At 69.5% G+C, this 26,274-nt stretch carries 26 protein-coding genes and 2 pseudogenes; 21 read left to right on the plus strand and 7 right to left on the minus strand.

Annotated elements, in window-relative coordinates:
* The first annotated feature begins 90 nt into the window (after positions 1-90).
* From iolC to EDD30_RS37170, 11 genes are read left to right on the plus strand one after another with little or no spacing between them, the layout of a single operon-like run.
* Positions 91-1,044, plus strand: a complete 954-nt coding sequence (gene iolC, locus EDD30_RS37120) for a 5-dehydro-2-deoxygluconokinase (RefSeq protein WP_071804394.1) — start codon at positions 91-93, stop codon at positions 1,042-1,044.
* Positions 1,037-1,906: a Cgl0159 family (beta/alpha)8-fold protein gene (locus tag EDD30_RS37125; protein WP_071804392.1), complete on the plus strand. Its 870-nt coding sequence runs from the start codon at positions 1,037-1,039 to the stop codon at positions 1,904-1,906. Before iolC ends, EDD30_RS37125 begins: the two co-directional genes overlap by 8 nt.
* Positions 1,903-2,781 carry a 5-deoxy-glucuronate isomerase gene (gene iolB / locus EDD30_RS37130; protein WP_071804390.1) on the plus strand — a complete coding sequence of 293 codons (879 nt, stop codon included), beginning with the start codon at positions 1,903-1,905 and terminating at the stop codon, positions 2,779-2,781. The genes EDD30_RS37125 and iolB overlap by 4 nt, the downstream gene beginning before the upstream one ends.
* The gene (gene iolD, locus EDD30_RS37135) at positions 2,778-4,631 is read left to right on the plus strand and encodes a 3D-(3,5/4)-trihydroxycyclohexane-1,2-dione acylhydrolase (decyclizing) (RefSeq protein WP_071804388.1); all 1,854 of its coding nucleotides are present in this window, start codon (positions 2,778-2,780) and stop codon (positions 4,629-4,631) included. Before iolB ends, iolD begins: the two co-directional genes overlap by 4 nt.
* A gap of 14 nt (positions 4,632-4,645) precedes the next feature.
* Positions 4,646-6,142, plus strand: coding sequence for a CoA-acylating methylmalonate-semialdehyde dehydrogenase (locus EDD30_RS37140; protein WP_071804386.1), 1,497 nt, complete (start codon positions 4,646-4,648; stop codon positions 6,140-6,142).
* Positions 6,143-6,153: 11 nt separating this feature from the next.
* Positions 6,154-7,077, plus strand: a complete 924-nt coding sequence (locus EDD30_RS37145; RefSeq protein ID WP_071804384.1) for a TIM barrel protein — start codon at positions 6,154-6,156, stop codon at positions 7,075-7,077.
* Positions 7,074-8,054, plus strand: a complete 981-nt coding sequence (locus EDD30_RS37150; RefSeq protein ID WP_071804382.1) for a sugar ABC transporter substrate-binding protein — start codon at positions 7,074-7,076, stop codon at positions 8,052-8,054. The genes EDD30_RS37145 and EDD30_RS37150 overlap by 4 nt, the downstream gene beginning before the upstream one ends.
* A 60-nt stretch (positions 8,055-8,114) precedes the next feature.
* On the plus strand, positions 8,115-9,179 hold the full coding sequence (locus EDD30_RS37155; RefSeq protein ID WP_071804380.1) for an ABC transporter permease: 1,065 nt from the start codon (positions 8,115-8,117) through the stop codon (positions 9,177-9,179).
* Positions 9,176-9,991: an ATP-binding cassette domain-containing protein gene (locus tag EDD30_RS37160; RefSeq protein ID WP_071804379.1), complete on the plus strand. Its 816-nt coding sequence runs from the start codon at positions 9,176-9,178 to the stop codon at positions 9,989-9,991. The genes EDD30_RS37155 and EDD30_RS37160 overlap by 4 nt, the downstream gene beginning before the upstream one ends.
* A gap of 14 nt (positions 9,992-10,005) precedes the next feature.
* Positions 10,006-11,019 carry a Gfo/Idh/MocA family oxidoreductase gene (locus tag EDD30_RS37165; RefSeq protein ID WP_071804377.1) on the plus strand — a complete coding sequence of 338 codons (1,014 nt, stop codon included), beginning with the start codon at positions 10,006-10,008 and terminating at the stop codon, positions 11,017-11,019.
* The gene (locus tag EDD30_RS37170) at positions 11,016-11,876 is read left to right on the plus strand and encodes a sugar phosphate isomerase/epimerase family protein (RefSeq protein WP_071804375.1); all 861 of its coding nucleotides are present in this window, start codon (positions 11,016-11,018) and stop codon (positions 11,874-11,876) included. Before EDD30_RS37165 ends, EDD30_RS37170 begins: the two co-directional genes overlap by 4 nt.
* Before the next feature lie 8 nt (positions 11,877-11,884).
* On the opposite strand, the gene EDD30_RS37175 is transcribed toward EDD30_RS37170, so the two are convergent.
* The 3 genes from EDD30_RS37175 to EDD30_RS37185 form a co-directional block, all read right to left on the minus strand.
* Positions 11,885-12,928: an alpha/beta hydrolase gene (locus tag EDD30_RS37175; protein WP_143162616.1), complete on the minus strand. Its 1,044-nt coding sequence runs from the start codon at positions 12,926-12,928 to the stop codon at positions 11,885-11,887.
* 171 nt (positions 12,929-13,099) lie between these two features.
* Positions 13,100-13,822 (minus strand): hypothetical protein, encoded by a 723-nt coding sequence (locus EDD30_RS37180; RefSeq protein ID WP_143162615.1) that lies wholly within the window; start codon positions 13,820-13,822, stop codon positions 13,100-13,102.
* A 162-nt stretch (positions 13,823-13,984) separates the two neighbouring features.
* Positions 13,985-14,938: a GlxA family transcriptional regulator gene (locus tag EDD30_RS37185; RefSeq protein ID WP_071804372.1), complete on the minus strand. Its 954-nt coding sequence runs from the start codon at positions 14,936-14,938 to the stop codon at positions 13,985-13,987.
* A gap of 147 nt (positions 14,939-15,085) precedes the next feature.
* Here EDD30_RS37185 and EDD30_RS41690 point away from each other — a divergent pair, with 147 nt between their 5' ends.
* Positions 15,086-15,214, plus strand: coding sequence for a hypothetical protein (locus EDD30_RS41690; RefSeq protein WP_280526207.1), 129 nt, complete (start codon positions 15,086-15,088; stop codon positions 15,212-15,214).
* 350 nt (positions 15,215-15,564) lie between these two features.
* On the opposite strand, the gene EDD30_RS37190 is transcribed toward EDD30_RS41690, so the two are convergent.
* The gene (locus EDD30_RS37190; protein ID WP_071804371.1) at positions 15,565-15,873 is read right to left on the minus strand and encodes a hypothetical protein; all 309 of its coding nucleotides are present in this window, start codon (positions 15,871-15,873) and stop codon (positions 15,565-15,567) included.
* Positions 15,864-16,055, minus strand: a complete 192-nt coding sequence (locus EDD30_RS37195; protein WP_143162614.1) for a hypothetical protein — start codon at positions 16,053-16,055, stop codon at positions 15,864-15,866. The genes EDD30_RS37190 and EDD30_RS37195 overlap by 10 nt, the downstream gene beginning before the upstream one ends.
* 54 nt (positions 16,056-16,109) lie before the next feature.
* Between EDD30_RS37195 and EDD30_RS37200 the strand changes: the two genes are divergently transcribed.
* Together EDD30_RS37200 and EDD30_RS37205 are read left to right on the plus strand one after the other, a co-directional pair.
* Complete coding sequence (locus EDD30_RS37200) at positions 16,110-16,508, plus strand: transposase (protein WP_244945689.1); 399 nt, start codon at positions 16,110-16,112, stop codon at positions 16,506-16,508.
* Positions 16,509-16,575: 67 nt separating this feature from the next.
* Complete coding sequence (locus EDD30_RS37205; RefSeq protein WP_084556253.1) at positions 16,576-17,247, plus strand: GNAT family N-acetyltransferase; 672 nt, start codon at positions 16,576-16,578, stop codon at positions 17,245-17,247.
* Between the two features lie 47 nt (positions 17,248-17,294).
* Here the strand turns inward: EDD30_RS37205 and EDD30_RS37210 are convergent, their stop codons facing one another.
* Positions 17,295-17,498: an SMI1/KNR4 family protein gene (locus EDD30_RS37210; RefSeq protein WP_071804368.1), complete on the minus strand. Its 204-nt coding sequence runs from the start codon at positions 17,496-17,498 to the stop codon at positions 17,295-17,297.
* A gap of 642 nt (positions 17,499-18,140) precedes the next feature.
* Between EDD30_RS37210 and EDD30_RS37220 the strand changes: the two genes are divergently transcribed.
* The 4 genes and pseudogenes from EDD30_RS37220 to EDD30_RS41860 all read left to right on the plus strand — a co-directional run.
* Positions 18,141-18,872: a class I SAM-dependent methyltransferase gene (locus EDD30_RS37220; protein WP_071804367.1), complete on the plus strand. Its 732-nt coding sequence runs from the start codon at positions 18,141-18,143 to the stop codon at positions 18,870-18,872.
* Positions 18,873-18,950: 78 nt separating this feature from the next.
* A pseudogene (locus EDD30_RS37225) lies at positions 18,951-20,235 on the plus strand (NF041680 family putative transposase); the annotation flags it as partial.
* Between the two features lie 67 nt (positions 20,236-20,302).
* A complete protein-coding gene (locus tag EDD30_RS37235; RefSeq protein ID WP_071809438.1) occupies positions 20,303-21,859 on the plus strand; it encodes a transposase in 1,557 nt (518 codons plus the stop codon).
* Positions 21,860-21,887: 28 nt separating this feature from the next.
* A pseudogene (locus tag EDD30_RS41860) lies at positions 21,888-22,055 on the plus strand (NF041680 family putative transposase); the annotation flags it as partial.
* A gap of 147 nt (positions 22,056-22,202) precedes the next feature.
* Here the strand turns inward: EDD30_RS41860 and EDD30_RS37245 are convergent.
* A complete protein-coding gene (locus EDD30_RS37245; protein ID WP_071807098.1) occupies positions 22,203-22,742 on the minus strand; it encodes a DUF2306 domain-containing protein in 540 nt (179 codons plus the stop codon).
* A gap of 387 nt (positions 22,743-23,129) precedes the next feature.
* On the opposite strand from EDD30_RS37245, the gene EDD30_RS37250 reads away from it, so the two are divergent.
* Genes EDD30_RS37250 through EDD30_RS39635 form a run of 3 tightly spaced genes read left to right on the plus strand, consistent with a single transcriptional unit; the run spans position 23,130 to position 26,214 of the window.
* Positions 23,130-24,233, plus strand: coding sequence for a tyrosine-type recombinase/integrase (locus tag EDD30_RS37250; protein WP_244945539.1), 1,104 nt, complete (start codon positions 23,130-23,132; stop codon positions 24,231-24,233).
* Positions 24,230-24,553, plus strand: coding sequence for a helix-turn-helix domain-containing protein (locus EDD30_RS37255; RefSeq protein ID WP_071807096.1), 324 nt, complete (start codon positions 24,230-24,232; stop codon positions 24,551-24,553). Before EDD30_RS37250 ends, EDD30_RS37255 begins: the two co-directional genes overlap by 4 nt.
* Complete coding sequence (locus EDD30_RS39635) at positions 24,550-26,214, plus strand: hypothetical protein (RefSeq protein ID WP_170047428.1); 1,665 nt, start codon at positions 24,550-24,552, stop codon at positions 26,212-26,214. Before EDD30_RS37255 ends, EDD30_RS39635 begins: the two co-directional genes overlap by 4 nt.
* The last annotated feature ends 60 nt before the right edge of the window (positions 26,215-26,274 follow it).

Raw genomic sequence — 26,274 nt, forward strand, 5'->3', positions numbered from 1 at the left:
TAATCCGCACGGCATCCCGGGCGCCGCATCGTGCCCGGAGACCCCGCTATCGCCGGCCACACGTTCCGACCGCTTTCCCAAGGGGGACGCATGCCCGCAGACGAGGTACTGACGATGGGACGTATCGGCGTCGACCTGTATCCACAACAGGTCGGTGTCTCGCTGCGTGACGTCCGTACGTTCGAGAAGTTCCTCGGTGGCAGCCCGACCAACGTCGCGGTCGCCGCGGCCCGCTACGGTCGTCGCAGCGCGGTCATCACCCGCACCGGGGACGATCCGTTCGGCGCGTACATCCACGAGGCCCTGCGGTCCTTCGGGGTCGACGACCGCTACGTGAGCGCGGTGCCGGGGCTGCCCACGCCGGTCACCTTCTGCGAGATCTTCCCGCCCGACGACTTCCCGCTGTACTTCTACCGCTATCCCAAGGCGCCCGACCTGGAGATCGACGAGTCCTCGCTGGACCTTGCGGCGATCCGCGCCGCTGAGATCTTCTGGGTGACCGGCACCGGCCTGTGCCAGGAGCCGTCGCGGACGGCGACGCTCACCGCGCTGCACGCCCGCGACCGCGCCGGCATCACCGTGCTCGACCTGGACTACCGGCCGATGTTCTGGGAGTCGCGTGAGCAGGCGCGACGCTGGCTGCAGGAGGCCCTTCCGTACGTCAGCGTCGCCGTCGGCAACCTCGACGAGAGCGCCACGGCGGTGGGGGTCCGCGAGCCGCGTAAGGCCGCCGACGCCCTGCATGACCTCGGCGTCGAGCTCGCCGTCGTGAAGCGGGGCCCGGACGGCGTGGTCGCGTCCCGCAACGGCGAGGAGGTCCACGCGGCGCCGATTCCCGTCGAGGTGGTCAACGGGCTGGGCGCCGGGGACGCCTTCGGCGGCGCGCTGTGCCACGGGCTGCTGTCCGGCTGGGACCTGCCGCGCATCCTGCGCTTCTGCAACGCCGCGGGCGCCCTCGTCGCCTCGCGGCTGGCCTGTGCCGACGCCATGCCCACCGAGGCCGAGGTCGGCGAGCTGCTGAGCACCGGAGCCGGCCGTGACTGACCTCCACGAGATCGTCGCCGCCCGCGTCGACCGCCCGTACGCGATCGCCTCGGCCGCGAAACGGCGCCGCCGGCCCCCGTCCTGGCGCGGTGAGCACGGCCGCCTGATGGTCATCGCCGCGGACCATCCCGCCCGGGGCGCGCTGCGCGCCGGCGCCGACGCGCTCGCCATGGGCAACCGGGGTGACCTGCTCCGGCGGCTGTGCACCGCACTGGAGCGCCCCGGCGTCAACGGTGTGCTCGGCACCCCGGACATCCTCGAGGACCTGCTGCTGCTGGGCGCCCTCGACCACAAGGTGGTCATCGGGTCGATGAACCGCGGCGGGCTGGCCGGGACCAGCTTCGAGATCGACGACCGGTTCACCGCGTACGACGCGGAGAGCATCGCCGCCTGCGGGTTCGAGGGCGGCAAGATGCTGCTGCGCATCGACCCCTCCGACGCCGGGACGGCGACCACGCTGGAGGGCTGCGCGCGGGCGGTGGGCGATCTCGCAGGACGCAAGCTCATGGCGATGGTCGAGCCGTTCATCTCGCACCGCTACGACGGGCGGGTCCGCAACGACCTCACCCCGGACGCGATGATCCGGGCCATGACCGTGGCCGCCGGGCTCGGCACGACCTCGGCGTACACCTGGCTGAAGGTGCCGGTCGTCGACGACATGGAGCGGGTGATGGCGGCGACCACCCTGCCCGCGCTGATCCTCGGCGGCGAGGTGACGGCCGACGTCGGTGCCGCGTACTCCCGGTGGGGCAAGGCCCTGGCCCTACCCACCGTGCAGGGACTGGTGATCGGGCGCAGCCTGCTCTATCCACCCGGCGGCGACGTGGCCGGCGCGGTGGACCGGGCGGTGAGCCTGCTATGAGCCACCTGCTGCGCCGCGGCGAGGCCGGAAGCAAGCCGTTCGATCTGATCATCACGCCGGAGAGCGCGGGCTGGGGGTTCAGCGGCCTGCGGGTACTCGACCTGACGATCGGGCAGCGGGTCAGCTTCACCACCGGCGACCACGAGACCCTGGTGCTGCCGCTCGCCGGCGGCTGCGACGTCACCTGCGACGACGAGCGGATCACGCTGACCGGACGGCGGTCGGTCTTCTCCCGCGTCACCGACTTCGCGTACGTCCCGGCGGGCTCCACGCTCACCATCCGGGCGGGCAACGGCGGCCGGTTCGCGCTGCCCTCGGCGCGGACCACCCGGCGGCTGCCGTTCCGCTACGGCGCCGCCGAGGACGTGCCCGTCGAGCTGCGCGGCGCCGGGCAGTCCAGCCGGCAGGTCAACAACTTCTGCACGCCCGAGTCGTTCGAGGCGGACCGGCTCATCGCCGTCGAGGTGCTGACGCCGGGCGGCAACTGGTCGTCGTACCCGCCCCACAAGCACGACGATCCAGGCGTGGGTGAAACCGCCCTCGAGGAGATCTACTACTTCGAGGTCGCCGGTTCGCCCTCGGGCGCGCCCGGGTCGGCCTACCAGCGCGTGTACGGCAACCCGGGCCGCGACATCGACGTCTGCGCCGAGGTGCGCAGCGGCGACGCGGTGCTGATCCCGTACGGCTGGCACGGCCCCTCGATGGCCGCGCCCGGCTACGACCTCTACTACCTCAACGTCATGGCCGGGCCGGGGGAGCGCCGGTGGCTCTTCTCCGACGATCCGGCGCACGCCTGGGTCCGGGGCGCGTGGGGCCACCAGCAGACGGACCCCCGGCTCCCGCTGACCTCCACCACGGAGAGGAGACGACCGTGAGGCTCACCGTCGCCCAGGCCGTCGTGCGGTTCCTGGCCAGCCAGTGGACCGAGCGCGACGGCGTCGAGCAGCGCGCGGTCGCGGGCATGTTCGGCATCTTCGGGCACGGCAACGTCGCCGGCATCGGGCAGGCCCTGCTGCAGGCGCAGCGCACCGGCGACGCGGACCTGCCGTACCACCTCGCCCGTAACGAGCAGGCCATGGTGCACGCCGCGGTCGGTTACGCCCGGATGCGCAACCGCCTGTCCGCGATGGCCTGCACCGCGTCGATCGGGCCCGGCTCGACCAACATGCTGACCGGCGCCGCGCTGGCCACCGTCAACCGCATCCCGGTCCTGCTGTTGCCCAGCGACGTCTTCGCCACCCGGGCCGCCGCACCGGTGTTGCAGGAGCTGGAGGATCCGCGCTCGTACGACGTGTCGGTCAACGACGCGTTCCGCCCGCTGTCGCGCTTCTTCGACCGGATCTGGCGCCCGGAGCAGCTCCCGTCGGCGCTGCTCGCCGCGATGCGGGTGCTGTGCGACCCGGCCGAGACCGGCGCGGTCACCCTGTGCCTGCCGCAGGACGTGCAGGCCGAGGCGTACGACTTCCCGGACGCCCTGTTCGCCCGGCGCGTCTGGCACGTGGCCCGCCCGGTGCCGGAGCCGGCCGCGCTGGCGCGCGCGGCCGAGGTGATCCGGGCCGCCGAGCGCCCGCTGATCGTCGCCGGCGGGGGAGTGGTCTACGCCGAGGCGTCGGCCGAGCTCGACGCCTTCGCCCGGGCCACCGGCATCCCGGTCGCCGACACCCACGCCGGCAAGGGGGCGCTGAGCTGGGACCATCCGAACTCCGTCGGCGGCGTCGGCTCGACCGGCACCCCGGTCGCCAACACGCTGGCCCGCGAGGCCGACGTGGTCATCGGCGTCGGCACCCGCTACAGCGACTTTACGACGGCGTCGCGGACCGCGTTCGCGCATCCGGACGTGCGGTTCGTGAACCTCAACGTCGCCGCCTTCGACGCCCACAAGGAGTCGGCCACCGCGCTCGTGGCCGACGCCCGCGAGGGGCTCGCCGCCCTGACCGAGGCGCTCGGCGGCACTCGGTTCGATCGGGACTTCGCCGCGGACGTGGCCGCGTGGCAGGCCCGCGTCGAGCGGGCGTACCACCTCGGGCATGGGCCGCGGCCGGCGCAGAGCGAGGTGATCGGCGCGGTCAACGAGGCCTGCGGCGAGCGCGACGTCGTGGTCCAGGCGGCCGGCAGCATGCCCGGGGACCTGCAACTGCTGTGGCGTGCCCGGGACCCGAAGCAGTACCACGTCGAGTACGGCTACTCCTGCATGGGCTTCGAGATCGCCGGCGCCCTCGGGATCAAGATGGCCGATCCGAGCCGCGAGGTGTATGCGCTGGTCGGCGACGGCTCGTACCTGATGATGGCGCAGGAGATCGTCACCGCGGTGGCCGAGGGCGTCAAGCTCGTCGTGGTGCTGGTGCAGAACCACGGCTTCGCGTCGATCGGCGCGTTGTCGGAGTCGCTCGGTTCGCAGCGCTTCGGCACCAGCTACCGCTACCGCGGCGCCGACGACGACTACGACGGCGGCCTGCTGCCCGTCGACCTCGCGGCCAACGCCGAGAGCCTGGGCGCCGCGGTGATCCGCTGCCGCACGATCGCCGACCTCACCGAGGGGCTCAAGCGGGCCCGCGAGGCCGACCGGCTCACCGTCGTGCACATCGAGACCGATCCGCTGTCGCCGGTGCCGTCCTCGGAGTCGTGGTGGGACGTCCCCGTCGCCGAGGTCTCCACCTTGGACAGCACGCGCACCGCACGGGCCGCCTACGAGACCGCCAAGCGCGGCCAGCGCCCGTACCTCTAGAAGGGACCTGCGAGTTGTCAACCATCGAGCACTGGATCGGCGGACGCCTCACCGCCGGCGCCGCGACCCGCCGCGGCGCGGTCTTCAATCCCGCGACCGGGCAGCGTCAGCACGAGGTGGTGCTGGCCGAACCGGCCGACGTCGACGCGGCGGTGGCGGCGGCGAAGGCCGCGTTCGCCTCCTGGAGCCAGGCCTCGCTGAGCGCCCGTACGAAGATCATGTTCAACTTCCGCGAGCTGCTGAACGCGCACATCGTCCCGCTTGCCGAGATCATCTCCGACGAGCACGGCAAGGTGCTCAGCGACGCGGCCGGCGAGGTGCAGCGCGGCCTGGAGGTCGTCGAGTTCGCCTGCGGCATCCCGCAGCTTCTCAAGGGCGAGTACTCCGATCAGGCCTCCACCGGCGTCGACGTGTTCAGCTTCCGCGAGCCGCTCGGCGTCTGCGCGGGCATCACCCCGTTCAACTTCCCGGCCATGGTGCCGATGTGGATGTACCCGGTCGCCATCGCCTGCGGCAACACCTTCGTGCTCAAGCCCAGCGAGCGCGACCCGTCCGCGGCGAACTTCGTGGCGGACCTGTGGCGGCGCGCGGGACTGCCGGACGGCGTCTTCAACGTCGTGCACGGCGACAAGGCCGCGGTCGACGCGATCCTGGACCACCCGGACGTCGCCGCCGTGTCGTTCGTCGGCTCGACGCCGATCGCCCGCTACCTCCATCAGAGGGCCTCGGCCACCGGCAAGCGCGTCCAGGCCCTCGGCGGGGCCAAGAACCACGCGGTCATCCTGCCCGACGCCGACCTGGAGTTCGCCGCCAACCACCTGACCGCCGCCGCGTTCGGCTCGGCCGGCGAGCGCTGCATGGCCATCTCCGCCGCCGTCGCCGTCGGCGGCGCGGGCGATCCGCTGATGGACATCCTGACCCGCAAGGCCCACGAGGTCGTGGTCGGCGCCGGCCGCGACCCGAAGAGCGAGATGGGCCCGGTCGTCACGGCCGCGGCCCGCGACCGCATCGAGAACCTCATCGGCGCGGGCGAGCGGCAGGGCGCCAAGGTGCTCGTCGACGGCCGGGGCCATCGCGTGCCCGGTTTCGAGGACGGCTTCTTCGTCGGCCCGACGGTCATCGACCAGGTCGACACCTCGATGGACGTCTACACCGAGGAGATCTTCGGGCCGGTGCTCTCGGTGGTCCGTTCCGACAGCGCCGAGGCCGCCATCGCACTGATCAACGCCAACCCGTACGGCAACGGCACCGCCATCTTCACCGGCAGCGGTGAGGCCGCGCGCCGGTTCCAGCGGGGAGTGCACGTCGGCATGATCGGCATCAACGTCCCGATCCCGGTGCCGATGGCCTACTACTCCTTCGGCGGCTGGAAGGACTCGCTCTTCGGCGACAAGCACATCCACGGCCCCGAGGGCGTCTCGTTCTACACCCGCGGCAAGGTCGTCACCTCCCGGTGGCCGCACGTCGAGGCCGCACACGGCGCCTCCCTGCACTTCCCCACGTCGAGCTGAAGGACGGTGCCATGACCACCTCGATCCGCCGCCTGCGGCTCGGTAGCTGCCCCGACTCGTGGGGCGTCTGGTTCGCCGACGACCCGCGGCAGACGCCCTGGCAGCGGTTCCTCGACGAGCTGTCCGGGGCCGGCTACCGCTGGCTGGAGCTGGGCCCGTACGGATATCTGCCGACCGACCCGGCACGGCTGCGCGACGAGCTCGCCAAGCGCGACCTGTCCTGTGCCGGCGGCACGGTCGCCGGCGTCGGCGGCCCGCACAAGGACTTCGCCGACGTGGTCGCCGAGACCCGCAAGGTGGCGGAGCTGACCCGCGCCCTGGGCGCGGAGAACCTGATCTTCGTCCCCGTGCCCGGCTACCGCGACGACGCGACCGGCGCCTACCACGAGCCCGCCGAGCTGAGCCCGGAGCGCTGGCGCGCCCTGGTGGACAACAGCAACACCCTCGGCCGGATCCTCGCCGAGGAGTACGGCCTCGCGATGCGGTTCCATCCGCACGCCGACTACCACGTGGAGACCCAGGAGCAGACCGAGCGGTTCCTCGCCGACACGGATCCGCGGTGGGTGTCGCTGTGTCTTGACACCGGCCACCTCGCCTACCGGGGAGCGGACGTGCCGGCGCTCGTCCGCAAGCATCCGGACCGCATCGGCTATGTCCACATCAAACAGATGGACCGGGCCGTCGCCGACCGCGCGGCCCGGGAGGACCTGCCGTTCGGCCAGGCCGTCGCGCAGGGCGCCAGCGTCGAGCCGCCGGCCGGTGCGCCCGACGTCCCGTCCGTGCTGACGGCGCTCGGGGAACTCGACGCTGACCTCTTCGTGGTCGTCGAGCAGGACATGTATCCCGTCGACTTCGACGTGCCCCTGCCGATCGCCACCCGTACCCGTGCCTATCTGAACTCCATGTCCACCTTCGAGGAAGAGGCGAACCGATGAGAACGCGCCGAATGGTCGCGCTGGTGGCAGTGGTGACCCTCGGGGTCACCGCGTGCAGCGGCGGCGGCCGGGAACAGACCGACGACACGACGGGCGGCGGTGGCAACGCACCGGGCAGCTCCGGCTACACGATCGCGTTCGTCACCCACGAGACGCCGGGCGACACCTTCTGGGACAAGATCAAGGCCGGCGCCACCCAGGCGGCCAAGGACCAGGGCGTCACCCTGAAGTACTCCAACGATCCGGCCGCCGACAAGCAGGCCGTGCTCATCCAGAACGCGGTCGATTCCAAGGTCAACGGGATCGCCACCACGCTGGTGACGCCGAACGCCCTGGCCGGGGCCGTGAAGGCGGCCACCGACGCGAAGATCCCGGTGGTCGGCCTGAACTCCGGTATCGACCAGTACCAGCAGCTCGGCGCGCTGATGTACTTCGGATCCGACGAGACAATCGCCGGACAGAGCGCGGGCCGGCGCCTCGCCGAGGCCGGCGCCAAGCACCCGCTCTGTGTCATCCACCAGGCCGGCTCGGTGGCCCTCGAGGCCCGCTGCGCCGGCGTCAAGAGCGCCGTGCCGGGCACGGAGAACATTCAGGTCAACGGCGCCGACGACTCCTCCGTCGTGTCCACCCTGCAGGCGAAGCTGTCGCAGGACAAGTCGATCGACTCCATCGTGACCCTGGGCGCGCAGATCGCGCAGGACACCCTCAAGGCGAAGGACGCCTCCGGCAGCGCCGCCAAACTCGTCACCTTCGACCTCAACGCCGAGATCGCTCAGAGCATCCAGGATGGCAAGATCGAGTTCTCCATCGACCAGCAGCCCTATGTCCAGGGCTACATGGCCGTGACCTCGCTGTATCTCTATCTGAAGAACGGCAACGACATCGGCGGCGGTAAGCCCGTGCTCACCGGCCCGTCCTTCGTCGACAAGGACAACATCGCCACCATCCTGCCCTTCACGAAGAACAACACGCGCTGACCCTCCTCCGCGGGGGTCGCCGCGGCGGCCTCCGCGGAGAAATCGAACGGAGTCCCCTCCATGAGCCACAGCGTGCAGACGGCGCCACCACCCGTCTCGGTGCCGTCTCGAATAACCCGGAGCCTCTCCCAGCGGCTGCTCGGCCGTCCCGAGGTGGGCGCCCTGGTCGCCGCCGTACTCATCTTCATCTTCTTCCTCGCCATGGCGCCGGCCTTCCGGTCCGCCGAGTCCTTCTTCACCGTGCTCTACCAGTCCTCGACGATCGGCATCGTCGCCGTCGGCGTCGGCATGCTCATGATCGGCGGCGAGTTCGACCTCTCCGCGGGCGTCATCACCACCACCGCGGGCCTGGTCAACTCCATGTTCTGCTGGTACTTCGGGGTCAATCTGTGGGTCGGCGCGCTGCTCTCGCTGTCCTTCTGCCTGCTCGTCGGCTTCCTCAACGGCTACCTGGTGATGAAGACCGGCATTCCGAGCTTCCTCATCACGCTGGGCACCTTCTTCGTGCTGCAGGGCGCCAATCTCGGCCTCACCAAGCTCGTCACCGGATCGGTCTCGAGCCCCGACATCAGCCAGATCGACGGTTTCGGGTCGCTGAACAAGATCTTCGCGTCCAGCTTCAAGATCGGCCCGGTCACCGTCTGGATCACCGTGATCTGGTGGGCCCTCTTCGTCGCGCTCGCCGCCTGGATCCTGCAGCGGACCCGCATCGGCAACTGGTTCTTCGCCGTCGGCGGCGCCCCGGACAGCGCCCGCGCGGTCGGCGTGCCGGTGGTGAAGACGAAGATCGGCCTGTTCATGACGGTGTCGTTCCTCGGCTGGTTCGTCGGCATGCACACGCTCTACCGGTTCAACACCCTGCAGGCCGGCAACGGCGTCGGCAACGAGTTCCTCTACATCATCGCCGCGGTCGTCGGCGGCACGCTGCTCACCGGCGGCTTCGGCAACGCGATCGGCGTCGCCGTCGGCGCCTTCATCTTCGGCATGACCAGCCTCGGCATCGTCTACGCCGGGTGGGACCCCAACTGGTTCCGGGCCTTCCTCGGCGTCATGCTCCTGCTCGCCGTCCTCGTCAACCTCTACATCAAGCGCATGTCGACCTCCGGAAGGTGGGCTGAGTCATGACCGACACCCTCGCGCACCACGCCGACAGCGGACTGCAGAAGGGCGAGCCGCTCATCGAGATGGACGGCGTCGGCAAGTCGTACGGTGCGATCCGCGCGCTCCGCGGCATCGGCCTGCGGGTCAACGCCGGCGAGGTCACCTGCGTGCTGGGCGACAACGGTGCGGGCAAGTCCACCCTGATCAAGATCATGTCGGGCCTGCACCCGCACAACGAGGGCACGCTGCGGGTCGACGGCCGAGAGCTGACCTTCTCGTCCCCGCGGGAGGCCCTCGACCACGGCATCGCGACCGTCTACCAGGACCTCGCCGTGGTCCCGCTCATGGAGGTCTGGCGCAACTTCTTCCTCGGCTCCGAGATCAGCTCAGGCCGGTTCCCCCTGGCCGGGCTCAAGATCCGCGACATGAGGCGGATCGCCGACGAGGAACTGCGCAAGATGGGCATCGTCGTCAAGGACATCGACCAACCGATCGGCACTCTCTCCGGCGGCCAGCGGCAGTGCGTCGCCATCGCCCGCGCGGTCTACTTCGGCGCCCGCGTCCTGATCCTCGACGAGCCGACGGCCGCGCTGGGCGTCAAGCAGTCCGGGATCGTGCTCAAGTACGTCGCCGCCGCCCGCGACGCCGGGCTGGGGGTCGTGTTCATCACCCACAACCCGCACCACGCGTACCTGGTCGGGGACCACTTCGTCATCCTCAAGCTCGGCGCCACCGTCCTCGACAAGACCCGCAAGGAGGTCGGCCTCGACGAGCTGACCGCCCAGATGGCGGGCGGCGACGAACTGGCCGAGCTCTCCCACGAACTCGGCCGTTGAAAGGACCCGTGCGCATGCTCAGAATCGGAGTCATCGGCACCGGCATGATCGGCCAGGACCACATCCGGCGCATGACCAGCGTCCTGGCGGGCGTCGAGGTCACCGCCGTCACGGACGTGGACGTGGAGACCGCCAAGAGGGTCGCCGACGCCCTGCCGGGCGCGGTCGTGCACGGTAGCGGCGAGGACCTGATCGCCGACCCCGGCGTCGACGCGGTAGTCGTCTGCTCGTGGGGACCGACCCACGAGCAGTACGTGCTCGCCTGTATCGCGGCAGGCAAACAGGTGTTCTGCGAAAAGCCGCTCGCCACCACCGAGGAGGCCTGCCGGCGCATCGTCGAGGCCGAGGTCGGTCACGGCCGCCGGTTGGTCCAGGTCGGATACATGCGACGGTACGACGCCGCGTACCGCGCGCTGAAGGCGGTCGTCGACAGCGGCCGGATCGGTGCGCCGTTGATGATGCACTGCGCCCACCGCAACCCGGGCGTGCCCTCGTACTACGAGAAGGAGAGCGCTATCACGGACACGGCGGTGCACGAGATCGACATGGTGCGCTGGATGTTCGGCGAGGAGATCGTGGCGGTGCGCGTGCTCGTACCCCGCAAGAGCCGCAACGGCGGCGACCTGCAGGACCCGCTGCTCTTCCTGCTCGAGCTGGCCGGCGGGGCGATCGTCGACGTCGAGATCTCCGTCAACATCCGCTACGGCTACGACATCCGCGGGGAGGTCGTCGGCGAGGACGGCACCGCGGCGCTCGGCGAACCGAGCCCGGTCATGGTGCGCGGCGGCGGCCGGCTCGCCATGCCGGTGCCGGCGGACTGGCGGGAACGGTTCATCCGCGCCTACGACGTGGAACTGCAGGAATGGATCGACTCGATCGCCGCGGGCGGGCCACCGGTGGGCCCGAGCGCCTGGGACGGCTACGCCGCGGCGGTGGTCTCGGACGCGGGCGTCGCGGCCCTGCGCGGCGGGGACCGGGTCGGCGTGACGCTGATGCCGCGCCCGGCCCTGTACGAGGTGGCTCCGTGAAGATCGCACTCGACCCGTACATGCTGCGTACGGTGCCCCTGCTCGACCTGCCGCGCCGCGTCGCGGAGCTCGGCTACCGGCACATCGAACTGTCCCCCCGGGACGACTTCCTGCCGTTCTTCCTCCACCCCCGCGCCGACCGGGCGACGATTACGGCGTTCAAGCGGGAACTCGCCGCGGCCGACGTGGAGATCGCGTCGGTCCTGCCGCTGTACAGATGGTCGGGCCCGGACGAGGGCGAGCGGCAGGCGGCGGTGCGCTATTGGAAGCGGGCCATCGAAATCACCGTGGATCTCGGCGTCACCGTGATGAACTCCGAGTTCAACGGCCGCCCGGCGGCCGCAGAGGCGAGCGAGGCCCAGTTCTGGCGCTCCCTGGAGGAGCTCCTCCCGATCTTCGAGCGCGAGGGCGTCCGGCTGGTCCTGGAACCCCACCCCGACGACTTCGTCGAGGACGGCGTCGCCGGGGTGAACCTGGTCCGCGGCATCGACTCGGACCTGGTGTCGTTCCTCTACTGCGCCCCGCACACCTTCCACCAGGGCGGCGACCTCGCGGCCGTGATGCGCCACGCCGGGCCGCTGCTGACCCAGGTGCACCTCGCGGACTCGTTCGACCACCGCGGGTCGTCCGGCCTGCGGTACATCGTGAACCCGCCCGGATCGACGGCCAGGGTGCACCAGCATCTCGACATCGGACAGGGCGAGGTGGACTGGGACCTGTTCTTCCGGACGCTGTGCGAGGTCGGCTTCGACGGGATCGCCACCGTGTGCGTGTTCGCCTGGGAGGAGCGGGCCGACGACAGTTGCCGGCACAATCTCGCGCAGATCCACCAGTACCTGCGGAAGCACGCCTTCTGAACCTTGCTCTAAGGCAGCTTGTCGACCTTGGTGTCGACGCCGGCGATCCGGCGGGCGCCGGTGAGGACGGGCATGCCGCCCTTGTCGTCCTTGAGAGCCAGCCGGTAGTAGGCCGTGAGGTAGGTGGCCGCGAAGTTCTGCTGCTGCGCGGCGGTCGGCCGGTTCGGCGTCTGCGGGCAACCCGTGTCGTCCTTGTCGACCGAACCCGGTCCCGTGGTCCAGGCGGTGTTGAAGAAGTTGTGGTTGGCACGGGCGACCCGGACGAAGAACGCCGGCAGCTTGGTCCTACCCCGGGCATTGTCGAAGAACTCCCGATCGCCCTCCCGCCAGCATTCGGACGAGACGACCGCGAACGAGGTCCTGCTGACGATCGACTCATCGTCCGGGCTCCGGCCGCCGGCGGAGGCGAGAGTCACCACGCCACGGATCCGGACACCGGCGGGAACCTTGCCGCGATTGTCGTCACCGGCGGTGACCATGACGGCCTGGGCGCCGACCGAGTGCCCCATCAGACCCACCCGGGTCATGTCCACCCGGCCCCGGAAGTCGACGTCGGCCTGCCTGCCGGTGACCGCTTCGGTGAACTTCCCGGCAAGCGGGCCGGACCCGGAGGAGGTCAGCTTCTGCCACATGCCGAGGTGCTGGTTGATGAGCTTCGCGCGCTGCTCGGCGACTCCCATGAAATGGTTGATGCCGTTCGCGCTGAGCGAGACGACCACGAACCCGTCCTGCGCCAGCGCCCTGCCGAGATAGTCGTAGCCGTGGTAGCTGGGGTATGGCTTCACACCTTTCGGGCACGGCCAGCCCGAGGGGCCGTCGTCCGGGACGTAACAGGCATTGTTCTGACCGTGCAGCAGCACGATCAGGGGAATCTTCTCCTTCGCGAGCCGGCGGGGATAGTGGACGACGGCCTTCATCTCCGAATAGCCCGGCCAGTCCGGCCTATCGGTGAAAGCCTTGTCGCCGAGGTGGTACTCGGCCACGGCGACGGCCGCGAGTGCGTTCCCCGAGCCCTTCCCGGTGGCCGCGCCCGCGGTCAGGAATCGGTTCATCATCAGGCTGCTTGCGGCCACGGCCGCGATCGACAAGACAGCAACACCGATGCGTACGCGTCGGCTACGAGCCATGAAGGTCCTCCGGCGGTCGGATCGTTCGATGTGCCAACGACCGTAGGAGCGCATTGTCAGGATCCCGTGAGCATTCTTCGTACCGGACTTCCGGCGTCAGCTCCCGGTGGCCGCACCGACGCGGTGCAGCTCTGCCTCGCTGCCGACGGCGGTCCGATGCTCGGGATGGTTCACGTACTCGTGGACGACCCGGATGAGGTATTCCGGGTCGACATCGGCGGGCAGGGTCCTGCGGCCGCCGCCCAATCCGCGGCGGCGCACCAGGTCGGGCCGGTGGTAGGAGGCGGCGAGACCGTGGCCGACCGCGGCGAGGGGAAGAGCGGGGTCGAAGGCGTCCCAGGGGATGAAGTGCGAGCCCAGGGCCTGGCGGTTGAGGACGCCGTCGGGTCGCAGGCGCAGACCGTGCCGGCCGGCGGCCACGTGCCATTGGACGGCGACGAGGAGCACCCACGTCGCGCCCAGGGCGGCATCGACAGGCCACAAGTACTCACGGCTGATGACGTCGGCGACCTTGTCGCCGACGAGGGGCCCGCCCAGGAGGGTGAAGGCCGCGGCCTGGAAGACAGGCGGCGCGGAGGGCGGAGCGACGAAGGCCCGCTCACGCCGCGACACGACAAGGGCGGCGGGGCGGTGGCGCGAGGCGCGCGTGTAAAGGGCGACCGCCACGCCGGTCAGCGCCAGCGTGGTGGCGGCCGCGGGCAGCCAGATCTGCACCCGGTCTGTCTCCGTGGCAATTCCGAGCGCTACGGCAAGCACGAGGACGCCGATCATCACCAGCCGTCGTCGGCGGATGATCGCTGCGAAATCCCTGGTCAGCACCGCTGCATGCTACGGGGGTGTGCCGCCGCCGCAGCATGGGGTCGCCTCGGCCTCCTGCTTCCTTGACTGCTCGGTGCCGCGCCTTCCGCTTTGCGGTCTTCCGCTACCGTCCGCTTTCCGCTCTCCCGCTTCCCTGGGCTGCCTGTTTCCCTGGGCGACCGCCTAGGCGACTCGGGTCTTGAACATCGCGCGGTAGGCCTGGGGCGTGGTGCTGAGCCGTTGTCCGAAGTGATGACGCAGGGTGGCGGCGCTGCCGAAGCCGGCGTGCACGGCGATCGCGTCGATGCCGAGGGGGGATTCCTCCAGGAGACGGCGGGCGAGCAGCACGCGCTGGTTCGTGAGCCAGTCGTGCGGGGTGGCCCCCGTCTCGGCCCGGAACTTACGGGCGAAGGTCCGCGGGGCCATGTGTGCCTGCGCCGCCATGGTGTCCACCGTGTGCGGGCGGTCGAGGCTTGCCATCACCGCGGCCAGCACCGGTTGCAGGGTGTCGCACTGGACCGGCTGTAGCGGTGTCTCGATGAACTGGGCCTGGCCACCGTCGCGGTGCGGCGGCACGACCATGCGCCGGGCGATCTGCGTGGCCACCGCCGAACCCTGTTCCTCCCGGATGAGGTGCAGCCCGCAGTCGACGGCCGCGGCGGTGCCGGCGCTGGTGAGGATCGTGCCGTCGGCGACGTAAAGGACGTTGGGATCGACCTTCGCGGTCGGGAAATGCGCGGCGAGGCGGTCGGTGTGTCGCCAGTGCGTGGTGCAGCGGCGCCCGTCGAGCAGGCCCGCGAAGCCCAGCGCGAATGCGCCTGTGCACACGCTCATCACCCACGCGCCCCGGGCGTGTGCACGGCGCAACACCTCGAGGACCTCCTCCGGAGGCCCCTCCTCGGTGTCGTTGGGAATGACTGCGACCAGGTCGGCGTCGTCGGCCGGCTCCAGGTCGTGCGTCGGAGTGATCGAGAAACCCGCATGGGTCCGTACGGGACGCCCGCCCACGCTGCACACCGAGAAGTCGTAGGCAGGAAGGCCCTCGTCCGTCCGGTCGTAGCCGAACAGCTCGCACAGCACCCCGAGCTCGAAGACGGCGACCGGAGGGAGGGCGAGAACGGCAACCTTGCGCAACATGCCGCCAGCGTACCCGGAGGTTGGCAGGATCTTAAAGATGTATGGCATTACTGCCACTGTCTGCGGGGCTACCGCCGCGACAGACTGGGACCGTAAGCAACCCGGTGCGCACCGGCTTCAGAACCGCCGGACAAGGGTGTGACTGTCATGGGACTCGGAATCCTGCTCCTCTTCCTGTTCATCGCGCTGGCCACGGCTATGGACCTGATTGCCGACTCGCGCGACAGCGCCGACTGGAAGCCCACCACCGATGGCCTCCGGGCCGGACGCTATTGAACTAGCGCACTGAGTCGGCTGGGCCAGGGCACTTGGGTCGGCTGGACCAGGGCACTTGGGTCGGCTGGGCCAGGGCACTGAGTCGGCGCGGTCCGCGTCGGCTCCTTGCCCGGCCGCTGCCGACCAGCACCCAGATCGAGGGCCGGCGCCGGCTCCCGGCGGTCGGGCGCCGTTGATGCGCCAGCACCTGCGGCACGCGACGCCGGCGAGTCATCGAGGGGACCACCTGGAGCACCTGTTCGTCCATCAGTGGCCCCGCTCGGAGACGGAGCGAGGCGGCGAGCTGGATCGCTGCCGACCGGTGCTCGGCCAAGAGGACAGTTCGCCATGATTCGCGATGCTGCAGAGCGTCAGGCGTGGCGCCACTCCACGCCGAAATTCGCGGTGCAGGTCGCGGATCGGTTCCATCTGTGCAGAACCTCGCCGAGGCCGTCGAGCGGTGCGTCGCCCGACACAAGGACTGCTTGCGGGAACCCGTCACCGCACCGGCTGGCGATCTGCCCGCTGGGACTGAGGTGCCGGAACCCAGCGGGGTGATGGCGCGGCGCCGCCGCGAACACCACAAACTCGTTCATGACCTGCTCGCTGAAGGTGCCGGGATTCGGCAGATCGCTCGGCACCTGGGCTCGGGACGGCACACCGTCCAGCGCTACGCCCACGCCGCTACCTGGCAAGAGATGCCCGTCGGGCAGAAACCACGCCCGCGCAGCCTCGACCCGTTCAAGGTCACCTTCTCCGGCGCATCAACGATGCCTGCCTCAAAGCCACCGTCCTGCACCGCGAGGTCTCCGCCCAGAGCTTCACCGGCGGGTACGGCATCGTCCGCGCTTTCGTCGAGCACCACCGCACCCGCCCGGATCCGAGCGCGGTGGTCAAACCGCCGTCGGTCCGCGAGGTGACCGGCTGGATCTGCCGCCACCCCGATCACCTCGTCGAGCGGGACACCGTCCGGCTCCGAGCCCTGGCCGACCGCTGCCCAGAACTGGCCACCGCAACTGGCCTCGTGCGCTCGTTCGCCGACATGCTGACCAACCTGCACGGCAACCCACTCGGCACCTGGATCGCCACCGCTCAGCAGGCAGCACCGCCCGGCCTCACGGGATTCGCTACCGGCCTGACCAACGACCTCGACGCCGTCGCCGCCGGCCTGACCCTGCCCCACAGCTCCGGTCCTGTCGAGGGCAACGTCGACCGCATCAAGAGGATCAAGCGTCAGATGTACGGGCGCGCGGGCTTCGACCTGCTCCGCAAGCGGGTGCTGCTGACGACTTCGGCCCGTACCCAAGAGGGCTGACCCAGCCAGGGCTGGTCGACGACGCGCACGGAGCTTGCTGAGGCCGCCGAATGTCATGATGCATGCCGTGACGGACGACGATCTTTGGTATGCGATGCCGACCCTCGTAGGCGGCCGGACTCGGCTTGAGCCATTGGCGGTGGAACACGCCCAGGGCTACCTGACGGCCGTCGGGACGCCCGACGAAGCGGCCGAGATTTTCCGCTGGCAAAGCCCTGCAGGAGGCGCGTTAGCGCAACCAGTCACGTCGGATGACGCGCGCCGGCACATCACCACTGCCCTGGCGGCACGTGCCCGCGCCGAACGCCTGCCCTACGCCCAGATCGACTCCGCGACAGGGCAGTTCATCGGCACGACATCCTTCGCCGACCCGGATCCCGTCCTGCGCACCGTGACGATCGGTTACACGTGGCTAGGACAACGATGGTGGGGCAGCGGTGCGAACGCGGAAGCGAAACTGCTGATGATGACGTTCGCCTTCGAGACCCTGCACGCGGTGCGCGTGGTCTTGGTCACCGACATTCGCAACCAGCGGGCTCAGAACGCCATCGAACGCCTCGGCGCAGTGCGGGAAGGCGTACTACGAAAGCACCGCCGTCGCTCTGACGGATCGTGGCGCGACACCGTGATCTATTCGATCCTGGACGATGACTGGACTGAGGTGAAGCGCGGCCTCGAAGCGCGACTCGAACGAGCCTCCGACCAACAAGGGTGTAGTCGCCGCCACGGGGATCGCTGACCCACCACACTTCCTGTGCCAGAACCTGGTTCTGGTAGCCACGCGTCTTACATGCACGGCACTGCGGCGTCCACGGCGTCGGCGACGGACTCCAGAAGCTGTGCGGTGCTGTTCCACACTGGTTCGTAGTGGTTCTCCTCGCCGCTGCAGTAGCCGACACCACCTCTGAGCGGGCCGTCTCGTAGGTCTACGTAGAGGTAGCCGCCGCAGTGGTCGTCGGCGATCGTGAGGAAGAGGTCGAGGTACGGCATCGATGACTCCCCTGCGAGGCCGTCGGATGCCGTGCTCTCGCATGTTCAGGCGCGTGGGCAGACAGCCACCGCACGATGCGCGCCCAGGAGGGCTCCACGCTTGCTACCACGGTCGCATTCTGCGACACGGTGCAGCCACCGCGTGACCGAACGCCGCATCCTCCGCCGCCCACGACCGACCGGGTCCGCGCCGGTGAGGTCCTCCCTTCCAGAGCGCGCAGGTGCGAGGGTCCACCACGGCGCGCGCCACGTCCAGCAGCCCGGCGGCCCGCTGCTCGGCGAGTAGCGCCTCGTGCAACCGCTGCCAGGCGCCGGCTTCTGGCTTTGGTGTCGTCCGCTCGAGCGGGGCTGGCTTTGGTGGCTCCCACTTGAGCCTGTTCCTTAACCTGGCAGCATCGCTGGGGCTTGGTTCGAGCCGCGTTCGATCGAGGTTTGCCGCAGTGGTGAGCACAGCCTACGAGCGCGGCGGGTGCTGGGCTTCGAACAGCTGTGACGGGCGACTCGGGATGCAGACACCGGCCCTGCACGAGTGTGGTGCCTGGCGGGCCGGGTCCGGCCATTGAATGCGACCCGGCGTGACTGTGGTGTGAGGTGATCCATTTCGCTCTTGCGGGGCGGCATCGCCGCCGGTTGGCTCGGGGCATGGCGCTTATTGCGTACGACGAAGCCGACGCCGCCGCGTTCGAGCAGACCCGTCATCTGCGGGAGGAAGATTTAGCTACCTGGCGCGCGGCGATCGGCCGCTACTTCGACCCCCAGCCGGGGATGCGTCTGCTCGACGTGGGATGTGGCACCGGCAGTTGGACACGGGCGTTCCGCATCTGGTGGCCGGAACTCGACGTCGTGGCGGTGGAGCCCTCTGCGGCGATGCGCGAGCGCGCGGTGATCCAGCCGGTCTTGCCGGGTGCCGCCGACGACATCCCCGCTGCGGACGCGAGCCTCGACGGGATTTGGATCTCCACCGTTATCCATCACATTGCCGACCTGCAGGCGGCGGCTAGGGAGATCCGGCGGGTGCTGAAACCGGGCGCCCCGGTACTGATCCGATCTGCGTTCGCCGGCCAGCACGAGGCCATCAGCCTGTTCCGCTGGTTCCCGGAAGCCGTCGAGGTGCTCGAAAGCTATCCGAGCATTGCCGGTGTCGAGGCTGCGTTCGCCACCGCCGGTTTCACCACCGCGGGCTGTGAATCCGTTCCACAGGTCTCTGCCGCCTCGGTGGCCGAGGCCGCCGCCGGGCTCCGGCGCGAGGCACACACTCCGCTGCAGCTGATCAGCGACGAGGCGTACGCGGCAGGCGTCGCCAGGTTGAACGAGGCCGCCCGTACGCAGTCTGGCGCGGTCGTGGACGCCCTCGATCTGCTGGTGCTGCGGTGAGCCGCACCCGGCTGGCAGTGGTCACTGGCGCTGGCCGAGGGCTGGGAGCCGCATCCCCTGATATCGAAGTTCGTTGTAGTGGTCGTGACAGATGAGGTCTTGGGGTCCGGTGTCCTGTCGGGGTTCCGGGATGAGTTGTACCGCTGCTTGACCGCCGGGGCGGATGCGTTGTTCGAGCTGACCGACGCGGTGTTGTGCGCGGACGGACCGGTCAAGTCGTTGGTCGATCTGACGTTGACGGCCGAGCACCGGCGCGGACACGGGCGCCTTGTATGACGCGCTCAACCAGGGCCGAATCGATCTGAGGCGGCTGCTGCGGGCGTTGACGACGCTGCCTCTACCGCGCTTCGCCGACGGCCGGATCGTCCTCGCGGTCGACGTGTCACCGTGGCTGCGCTCCGACGCCGCGTGCAGCCCGGACCGGCTGTTCTGCCACGTGTACGGGCGCGCCAAGAGCGCCGCGCAGTTCATCCCCGGCTGGCCATACTCGTTCGTGGTGGCTCTGGAACCCGGGCGCACCTCGTGGACAGCGATGCCGGACGTGCTACGTCTCGGCCCCGCCGACGACGCCACGGCGGTCACCGCGAGCCAGTTACGCGACGTGATCGACCGGCTGATCGCCTGCGGCCAGCAGCAAACCGGCGACCCGCACATCCTGATCGTCTGCGATGCCGGCCACGACGTGACCCGCCTGGCCTGGGTCCTGCGCGATCTGCCGGTCGAGGTGACCGGGCGCATCCGCGCCGACCGGGTCCTGCGGGTACCGGCCCCGCCGTACGAGTACCACCCGTACGGCGGTCGCCCGCCGAAACACGGCGGCGAGTTCGACCTGAAGGACCCCGGCTCCTGGCCCGAGCCAGCCGTGACGACAGTCAACGAGACGGCCAGCTACGGAAAAGCCGACACCAGAGCCTGGAACCGGCTTCACCCGAGATTGACCCACCGCGCCGCCTGGCTCGATCACGAGGGCAAGCTCCCAGTCGTCGAGGGCACCCTGATCCGGCTTCAAGTCGAGTACCTGCCCGGTGACCGCGACGCGCAACCGTTGTGGCTGTGGTGGTCCGGCACCGGCGCCGATCCACCGGATGTGGACCGGATCTGGCAGGCATACCTACGACGCTTCGATCTGGAGCACACGTTCCGCCTGTTCAAGCAGACCCTCGGCTGGACCAGGCCGAAGCTACGCAACCCGCGGGCAGCCGACCGCTGGACCTGGATCATGATCGCCGCCCACACCCAACTACGGCTCGCCCGGCCCCTTGCCATCGATCTACGCCGCCCATGGGAACAACCGTCACCGCCCGACCGGCTCACCCCGGCCCGGGTCCGGCGCGGGTTTCGGAGCCTCCGCCCGACATCGGCGAGGCTGTCGCACAACGTTCGATCTTGGGCTGTCAAGGCGTGTCGGAGCAGGGCCTTCATGGCCATAGATGGTCGACTATGGGGTGAGGTTCAACTTCATCTCTTGCGATCGTGAGCGCGTTCTCTCGCTCCCGCCCGATGTCCGGCAGTGGTTACCACCGCAGCACCTGTGCGGGAAGGTGCTCGCGGCGGTGCAGAAACTGGATTTGTCGGCGTTCCTGGCCGGATACCGTGCCGATGGACAGGGCCACGCAGCGTATCCACCGGATGTGGTGCTGTCGTTGGTGTTGTACTGCTACAGCAAGGGCATCCGTTCGTCACGGCGGATTGAGGCTGCCTGCCTCGACGATGTGGGCTGCCGGATCATCGCGGCCAACCAGCAAATCGACCATGCCACGATCGCGCGGTTTCTGCGTCGGCATCGCCACCGCCTGGAGTCGCTGTTTCTTCAGGTGCTGGCGTTGTGCGGCCGGCGAGGAATGGTGGACCTGTCCGCGGTCGCGGTGGACGGCTCGCCGATGCACGCCAACGCTGCCCGCTCGTCGAACCGCACGCTGCAGCAGTTGGAAGCCGTTGTCGCTGACGGCGAGGCGCGTATCGCCCGATCAATGACGGGCCTGGCGCCGGATACGACGACGGCGTCGGCCCAGCCCGCAGGCTTGCGGCGAGTAGGTCGCAACGAACTGTCGTGGGGACCATTGGCACGCCTCGGTGACCGGATCGCACGGGCCCGCACAGCTCGGGACAACTTGTATGAGCGGGCGTTGCCGTCGTCGGGCGAGATCCAGCTCAAGGTCGAGGCCGCCGAACGCATGGTGGCCCGAGCCGAGCAACGGCTGGCCGCGGTCACCGCCGCTCACACGACAACGCTGCAGGCCTACGCCCGTCGGACACGGCAGGACCAGGCCGTAGGACGCCAACGCGCCAACGGGCGCCCACCGGTGGCGTTGCACGCCAAAGCCTCAGTGCTACGCCAGCGGGAACGGCTCGCCAGGGCACAAGCAGGGCTGCAGAACATCCGCAATCCCCACCCGACGCCTTCGCCGAGGACCCGCGCCTCGCTCACCGATCCCCAGTCACGGCTCATGCTCGGTAAACGCGGCGGCTACGTGCAGGGCTACAACGTGCAGATCGCCTCCACCCGCAACCAACTGCTGCTCACCATCGAATTGCAGGACAACCCCTCGGACATGACCGCCTTGGTCCCGGTCGTGAAACGAACCCAGCACAACTGCGCCGCCGCAGGCATAGACGGCCAGGTGGCAGCATGGTTAGCCGACAGCGGGTACGCCAGCGCCGCCAACTTCGCAGCACTAAACGATCTTCCGCTGTTTGTATCGGTCACCCAGGAATACCGCCAGACACACAGCCCGCACCCACCGCAGCCCGCCAGCGTCCCTGCCGGTCAGCGCGACATGGCCGCCCGCCTGGCCACCCCCGCCGGCCGCGAGCTCTACGCCCGCCGCAGCGCCCTGGTCGAGCCCGGCTTCGCGCAACTCTTCCAACGCTTCGGACGCCATCTGCACTACCGCGGCGCGACCAGCGTCGACGCCGAGATCAAGCTGCTCGGCGCCGTGCACAACCTGAACAAGCTCTTCCGCCACGACGCGAAACGTCCGTCTTGACAGTCCAAGATCGAACGTTGTGCGACAGCCTCCGGCTCTACCAGCCGCAGCACCGAAACCCTCCCGCCCTGGCCCCGGACGGCCTCCGGGATCGAAAAACCACAGCCGCGCGACCCGCTACGACGTGGGCAAAACCGTCAAACGCGAAACCTCACTGGGCGGCCCACCCCGCCGCAAGCCCAAGGCCAGAGGTTAAAGAACAGACTTGAGCTTGCCGTTTAACCTCCAGATCCAGCCCAGCGCCACCGGGTGAGTAGGGCCAACGCGCTGCTGGTTACCTGGCGGCTGGGCCACGTGCCCGGAGGCTGAGCCGTGACAGCGTCATCGTCCCGGCGCTCCACCGTCAGGGCTGGTTGCCGGCCGAGTTGGTCGCTGTGGCATGGATGACCGCCTCGACACGGGACTTCTGCCGCGGCATTGTGCGGCGGCGCCTTGGTCCTGTCCGGGCCCACCGGACGATAGCGACGGCAACTACCAGACAGACGGCCACCGCAGCGACCAGGATCAGCGGCTGGTGCAGCACCATTTGCGGAACGGCGCGTTGCGGCACTGCCACCGCGCCGATGAAGGCACCCACCAGCCCGAAGTAGGACCCCGCCATCATGCGACCGTGCACACGTCCATGGCCCGTGTATCCCGCCCACAGCCCGACGGACAAGGTCACAAAGGTGAACACCGAAAGCCCATGAATCCAGCTCAGATGTCCTGGCCGTAGCTCACGGATGGCGAAAGAACTCAACACCGTCCAGTACATCGCGCATGTCCACACCATTCCTGCTCGGCGGTGCAGGGAATCACCCTTGACCGCGCGGCGAAGGTTGTAGGCACCCAGTAGCAGGGCCAGCGAGGCCCCGAAGGCATGCGCAGCGATAAGCGGAGACACGCTTCACCATCGGTCAACCCCGGCCGGACATGAGAACACGGCTGTGCCGCGCGCCCTCATTGATCTGCCCGGCCCGTCATGCCACGTCCGATGCCTATCGACAGTCGTTGTCGCGGTCATGGCGGACCAGGCGGATGCGATCGATGTGCTGGCGGCATTCCGGGAACAGTTCTAGGGGTGCCGGTAACGAACGTGTCACCAGCCGGCAAATAGTTGATCTTGGCGAGTTGGCGGATAACAAACAACCCGCGAGTTCCCTGCAGTAGCACGGTCCCCGGCGACGTCCTGGCCAGGGGCTTTCTCTCTCAGGTCCCTCGATCGAGCAAGCCGACGTAACTTCAGGATTCCTGAGCCGTTGTCGTTATCAGCGCCGGTATTCCGACTCTGGTGAAGGCGAGGTGGCTCGGGTTGGCCCTGGCGGTGGTGCGGGACCTGCGTCAGGCACGGCGACCCGCGACAGCCGACGAGATCGCGGCTTTCGAGACCGACGTGCTGGCCGGGTTCGTGCTGGCCCGGTCCGCGGCCGGGCTGTCCGACGACACGATCCGCGGCGATGTCGGCCATCTCGACCAGGTGCGTACCTGGTTCGGTCGTCCGCTGTGGGAGATGGAACCGGCCGACGCCGATGCCTACTTCGGCAAGGTGCTACGTGACGCGGCGAAGGGCACGCGGCTCGGGCGGGCGCAGGCGCTCAGAACGTACTTCCTGTTCCTGGAGCTGCGGCACAAGGTCGAGATTCACGAGCTGACCGGCCGGGTGGTCGAGTGCCCGATCGACGAGATGAACCGGCCCCGCGGTGCCGGCAAGGCCAGGCTGCGGATCCCGCCGTCGGCCGAGCAGGTCGAGCAGCTGCTGTTCGCCGGGTGGCGGGCCGAGCTGGCCACCTGCCGTAAGTTCGCGCCGACCGCGCGGAACTACACCGCGGCGCGGCTGATGGCCGAGGTCGGGCTGCGGGTCAACGAGCTGCGCAGCCTCGATCTGGCCGACGTGAAGTGGGACCTGGGTCGGTTCGGCAAGCTGCACGTGCGCAAGGGCAAAGGTGCCCGGGGCTCCGGCCCGCGGGAACGGATGGTCCCGCTGATCAACAACGCCGGAGCGACGCTGCGCTGGTTCATCGAGGACGTGTGGGGCCACTTCGACGACGACCACACCCGGCCCGGCGCCCCACTGTTTCCCTCCGAACGCCGGTGCGCTGACGGCAGCGCCGCCCGCGTCGGTGACGACGCGGTGCGCACCTCGCTCGCCGTGGCCGCGCGCATCCACCTACCGGAGTGGCCCGAGGCGCTGACGCCTCACGTGTTGCGGCACTACTGCGCCAGCCAGCTGTATGCCGGCGGGATGGACCTGATCGCGATCCAGGAGGTCCTCGGACATGCCTGGATCGCCACCACCTTGCATTACGTCCATGTCCACCGCACCCATGTGGAGGACGCCTGGGTGGCCGGGCAGCAACGGGCGGCCGAACGGCTGAAGGGACTGGTGACGCCGTGAAATGGAACCTGCGGCTGGCAGCCGCTCAACGCGGCATATGGAAGGCCAGCGAACTGCAGCGCATGCTCGCCGAACGAGGCCTGAGCATCTCCGCCGGGAAGATGTCCGGACTGTGGTCCGGGCAGCCGGCCAGCATCAAGCTCGACGACCTCGACGTAATCTGCGCCGTCCTCGGTTGCGGCGTGGCCGATGTGCTTATCCCGGAGCCGGACAAGGTCACCCGGCCCGTGGTGGAGCAGGCAACGCAGCAGGCCGCGGTCGGGGCCACGATCGTGGTGGCGCCGCGGCGCCGGGACGGACGCTCACTGCCACCGGCATGAGCCCGGCCGGGCGCCGGACCGCCGACATGATCGGGCCGCGGGGCTGCATCGACTGCCTGGCCTGGGGTCGGCTCGGTGGCCGGCGGTGCATCGCCTGCTCGGTCTTCCGCCACGACAACCCCGACCGGGACCGATGCGCCGGCTGCGATCGCGTCCTGGCGATCAAGAACGGCTACTGCCGGATGTGCTGGCATCAGGCTGTCCTTGACGGCAACGCCGCTGGTCGCCGCCGCGGCACCGACGCCGCCTACCTGCACGGCCAGCTCGAGTTGGCGCCGATCCGCCACCACCAGCTGTTCTTCGACCGAATGAAGTACCGGCGGGCCAGCGGCCCGGTCCACACCCGCGACCGACGGGGCCGGCCCCGCAAGACGGCACCACCACCGGCCGGGCCGCCGCACGTCGCGTGGATCCAGCCACCGCTGTTCACCATCGGCCGGGACTACACCCGCATCATCGACAGCACGGCCTACCCCGCCGGCCCGCCGGGACCGTGGTTGGCCTGGGCCCGACATCTGGCCCGCCTCCGCAGCGAGGCCCGCGGTTGGCACCCGGCTCTGCTCACCGGCGTCGATCGGATTCTGACCATCCTGCTGTCCGACCACATCCCCGGCGACACGATCACGATCACCCAGATCCATACGCTCTGCAAGCGGCTCGGCGTCGGCGCCGAACGCGTCTGCGAGGTCCTCTCCGACATGGACCTGCTCGTCGACGACAGGCAGCCCGGCTTCGACGTCTGGCTCCAGCGTAAGCTCACCGGCCTCACCCCGGGCATCCGCAGCGCCGTCGAGGCCTGGCTGCGCACCCTGCACGACGGCGGCCCCCGCAGCCGCGCCCGCCACCCGGCCACCGTCTGGAACTACCTCAACAAGGCACTGCCCAGCCTGCACGCATGGTCGAACCGGTACGCACACCTGCGCGAGGTCACCCGTGACGACATCATCGCCGAACTCGACGCACGGAACGGGGTGCAGCGGGAGAACCTGCTGGTCGCGCTGCGGTCGCTGTTCCGCCACTGCACCAAGACCCGGACGATCTTCCGCAACGCGACCATCCGGATCAAGGTCGGCCAACGCGTCTACGGCGTTTTCCAGCCGCTGCATCCCGACGACGTCGACCAGGCCGTCACCGCCGCGACCACCCCCGCGGCCCGGCTCGTGCTCGCCCTGGCCGCAGTGCACGCCGCACGCACCAGCCAGATCCGCGTCCTCCGCCTCGACGACGTCGACCTCGGCAACCGGCGCATCATCATCGCCGGCCGGATCCGGCCTATGGACGACCTCACCCACCAACTCCTGCGCCAATGGCTGGAACAGCGGCAGCACCGCTGGCCAGCCACCACCAACCCCTACCTGCTGATCAACCAGCAGACCGCGACCGAGACCGGCCCAGTCAGCACCTTCTGGACCAAAAAAGCGCTACGCGGCCACGCCGCAACCCTGGAGGGCCTGCGCCGCGACCGGCAACTCGAAGAAGCCCTCACCCACGGCGGCGACCCGCTGCATCTGGCCGCGGTCTTCGGCATCGACGCCAAGACCGCAATCCGCTACGCCACCACCGCCCGCCGACTCCTGGAATCCGCCGCCGAGCACCACGACACCGGTGGTTCACCACGAACCCAAGGGCGGAAACCATCCAATAGGCCTGAAAACCCTTAGATCCTGCTGAAGAAAGTTCAATCTGGCTGAACCCAACGGGCTGGCACCTCACGCTAGACC

Origin of the sequence: Couchioplanes caeruleus (assembly GCF_003751945.1) — a bacterium.
In the GTDB taxonomy this organism is placed as follows: Bacteria; Actinomycetota; Actinomycetes; order Mycobacteriales; family Micromonosporaceae; genus Actinoplanes; species Actinoplanes caeruleus.